This window comes from Shigella sp. FC1544 (assembly GCF_001722145.1).
Lineage (GTDB): Bacteria > Pseudomonadota > Gammaproteobacteria > Enterobacterales > Enterobacteriaceae > Escherichia > Escherichia coli.
Genome location: NZ_MECT01000180.1, coordinates 1 through 3,493 on the forward strand (window position 1 = coordinate 1; position 3,493 = coordinate 3,493).

The following is a 3,493-nucleotide window of genomic DNA, read 5'->3' on the forward strand; positions in this document are numbered from 1 at the left end:
TAGTGCGCTGGGTTATCGCTCGCCACGGGAATATCTGCGGCAGCGGGCTTGTAATGGGTTAAGTGATAACAGATGTCTGGAAATATAGGGGCAAATCCAACGGGATGCCCTCTGATGAGTGAATGGGGGAGGCGTGCTTTGAAGTGAATTTGTGGAAGGCTTCCAGTGTTGAGAAACATACGCCGCATTCTAGATTGTTACACTGATAATACTTTTGTCTCACGGTGTTTGAATCATTTTCCGGACGACTGGTGCGGATACGGGCAGATGCGCCACAAAGCGGACAACGGAACATAGCGACCTCTCTTATTGTAGTGCTTGCACTATTCTAGGTTGTATTCTCTAAGATTTAAACATGACTTTCTCTATATAATGATTTTTAGCATTAGTTAATAAACGAACGGCACTCTAAGGAGCGCCGTCAAAGATATTATTCTGATGTCACTCTTTGCGAGTGAGCTATTTTTAAATCAGCGTTTCCTTCAAATACTATATTCAACTCATAGTTAAGAGTTAGCTTGAATTTATCTGAGTCACTTTTGATATTCTCTGAAGTGACATTTACTAACTTATTATTATCATATTCTCTAATAATTAATTTAGTGAAGTAGTTATCCTTTACCACAAGAGAAAATGGTTGATTAACAAATGGTAAGAAGTAAACCTTACGGGTACCGGATTCAGTAGTTATGTTCATAGAGCCATCATCATTTTTTCTCATTAGTTCTCTGAGGTTGGGATTATCGAAAAGCATACGATTATATTGCTGAAAGATCTCTTTACTCATCACAAGAACCAGTTTGCCAGCCAAGTCAGCAGATGATTTTATGTGATCAATCAACATATTGAAATCTTCTATTACGGTATGTTGCGAACAGCCAGTGCTAAATAAATTTGAAAGTATTATTCTCTGGATGTCCTTGAGAATTAAGTCTGCTTGAATATCACCTTCATTGATATAAGGGATGGATTCTATTCCTTCGGCATACGGTTCTTTATCTATCTTAATAGATATCTTATGTTTTGTGAAACAATCGCTAGCCTGCTTAAAATCAATAGATTTGAAAAGTGAAAGAGGGAGCGTTTTCTTGATGCGTTTACGAAGATGTTCTGATGTTTTACGTGCAGTGCTATCTAGTCGATGTACATCTATGGCAGCATCCTGAAGTCTCATATCAAGATCTTTCTTTAGCATGTTAATATGCTCTTGAAGCAACTTTCTTAAGTTTTCTTTTTTTGTTTGGAGATCGTCCAATGTTAAAGTCAGCTTGATTTTAGTGTATTCGATGGAGTTACAAATTTTTGATAATACTCCAATGAGTCGTTGCTTCTCACGATATGTTATATAGTTGTTTTCTATTGCTTCTTTTATTTCTTTTGATACGCTATCGTTCTTGTTAGAAAAAATTAATAATAGCTGAATCCATGATTGTTCCATATCAATAAATCCACAGTCAAAAACATTACTGTAAACTCTGCCCATCACCATGTCTGTTTTATCATAGTCACGTAAACGCCTTGCTAAACTATTCATCTACCCATTGTGCTCCATATTTTCAGACCATGTCCACAGGCAGATTCTAATTAATATCTTGATTAGTTGGCTTGCATTATCAATTTCTTCAGTGGGAGTTTCATATCCACCGGTTTGGTCAATAAGTTTACCCTCTAAAATAAGTTTAATGTAATGTGTCATTAGTTTGTCAGAAGTATTGATTCTTGATGTCAGATAAAGACATGTGCATATACGCATGTCAGTCAACGCATTTATGATGGCAATATTGAACCACTCTCTGTCTGAATTGAAGTTTAGTTTTTTGGATATGAAAAAAACCGGGTTAAAAAGCTGGCCTTTGTAACTGTATTTTTCTACCGAATGGCTGTCAATATTCATTGAGTGCTGCCATCGGTTAATAAGATCGACGGCTGTATCAATAGTAGAAGGATCGCGAGTCTGTGTTGCATCAATAATCATCGATGGAAGTTCTTGTAGTTGCGTTTTGCAAAATAATTCAAATAAATCTGAATTCTCTGTATTGCAGAAACGAAAGTTTATGCTTTCTTGATATTGCTCCCAAACAGTGGTATAGGTTCTTAATATACGATTATAACGTGAACGAAGCGAGGCATTTAAGAGTGATTGGTTGTTTCGGAACCATTCTGTTAATATTGACCATTGTGAACGAGTAATTCCCATATAGATACAAAGTTCATTGCTGATAAGATGTTTTCTATTATTGATAATACGCACTCCGCTCCAAAGACATAAATCAAAAAATCTTTCAGAAAGATTAATTTTATCCATGGAATTATTTGATATTTTATAAACTTCATCTGAAAACTCATATTGAAAACTCCGTTCAAATAATTCTGTAGTGATCAGTAAGAAGTTATTGTTGGTATTATCATCTTGAAAAAAATACAAATCGCAGAGATTATTAAAGTTATTAATTAATGCAGAGATAGCATTGTCAAAACTAATGAGATCAGAATCCCGCAGATACATATACGTATCTGCTGTTATAGCCTGCATTGTAAGACTTACGGAAAAATCTCCTCCTTTAATCGGAGCCCTATAAAAACATTGCTTAAGTATTTTTATTAATAAGCTGTCTGGTTTGATATTTTTAACGCTAAAAAGTATCTTACCCGTGGATTCTGTTTCTTTTGTACGATTATCACCAATGACAAATGACGCAAAATGATTCTTCTTTTTTAGTTGGTAATTAATAAGATTAAGAGTAAGTTGAAAAGGACGGTGATATAAACTTAACTCATCTTCCTTAGAATAACTGCTAGCCACAGATATGTATTCTCCTTTGTAATCGGCTTGCTTGATTTCTAAATTTGAATAGTTATGTTTTTGATAGATAGGGTATAACCTAAGCTTGGCTGAGATTTTGTTACAAATATGGGGCATTACTATTTCGAAGGCAATGTATCGCTTTATAATTATTTGCCGTTTTACATCATCAAGAATTTCAAGACTCACGATAAAGAACCAAATAGAAAGAACTATGTTTATCAAAAGCCATAATATGCTGATTAGACAAGCTATACCATAAAGATAACTTCCAAAGACAGTTTTAATTAGTACACTGAGAAGTATAAATCCTGATAAGAAAAGCCCGCTGAGTCCAGCAAGCATGAATCCTGAGTAACGCTGATAAGCAGTTTGGGCTATTTTTCTATCTGCCTTTTTTGGGAATAAGACACTTACTAAACCTATAACAAGGGGGTATACAATACCAATAATTGTCAATTGGCCACTTAGGTAATGCTGCCAACTTACTGATTTAGTGTATGATGGTGATTTTAAGGTGCTTGCGTGGCTTCCATTTCCATCAGATGTCCTTCCTGCTCCGCTACTGAAGGCGTGGTGCGTAACGGCAAAAGCACTGCCGGACATCAGCGCTATCTCTGCTCTCATTGCCGTAAAACATGGCAACTACAGTTCACTTACACCGCCTCTCAGCCCGGTACGCACCAGAAA

Annotated in this window: 4 protein-coding genes; 1 reads left to right on the top strand and 3 read right to left on the bottom strand. The window is 35.9% G+C overall.

The features are described from left to right. Window positions 1–58: 58 nt before the first annotated feature. The 3 genes from BGK49_RS10995 to BGK49_RS11005 form a co-directional block, all read right to left on the bottom strand. A complete protein-coding gene (locus BGK49_RS10995; RefSeq protein ID WP_032324284.1) occupies window positions 59–295 on the bottom strand; it encodes an Ogr/Delta-like zinc finger protein in 237 nt (78 codons plus the stop codon). 135 nt (window positions 296–430) lie between these two features. Then, the gene (locus BGK49_RS11000; RefSeq protein WP_046891725.1) at window positions 431–1,534 is read right to left on the bottom strand and encodes a hypothetical protein; all 1,104 of its coding nucleotides are present in this window, start codon (window positions 1,532–1,534) and stop codon (window positions 431–433) included. Further along, complete coding sequence (locus BGK49_RS11005; protein ID WP_242412520.1) at window positions 1,535–3,262, bottom strand: hypothetical protein; 1,728 nt, start codon at window positions 3,260–3,262, stop codon at window positions 1,535–1,537. It abuts the gene before it with no gap. Between the two features lie 66 nt (window positions 3,263–3,328). Between BGK49_RS11005 and BGK49_RS26470 the strand changes: the two genes are divergently transcribed. Continuing rightward, a partial coding sequence (locus tag BGK49_RS26470; RefSeq protein ID WP_047664789.1) for an IS1 family transposase occupies window positions 3,329–3,493 on the top strand: 165 nt, incomplete at its 3' end.

What these genes read in the sequence shown, in the direction of transcription:
- BGK49_RS10995 (WP_032324284.1), bottom strand. Translation starts at nt 295, where the DNA reads ATGTTCCGTTGTCCGCTTTGTGGCGCATCTGCCCGTATCCGCACCAGT.
- BGK49_RS11000 (WP_046891725.1), bottom strand. Translation starts at nt 1,534, where the DNA reads ATGAATAGTTTAGCAAGGCGTTTACGTGACTATGATAAAACAGACATG.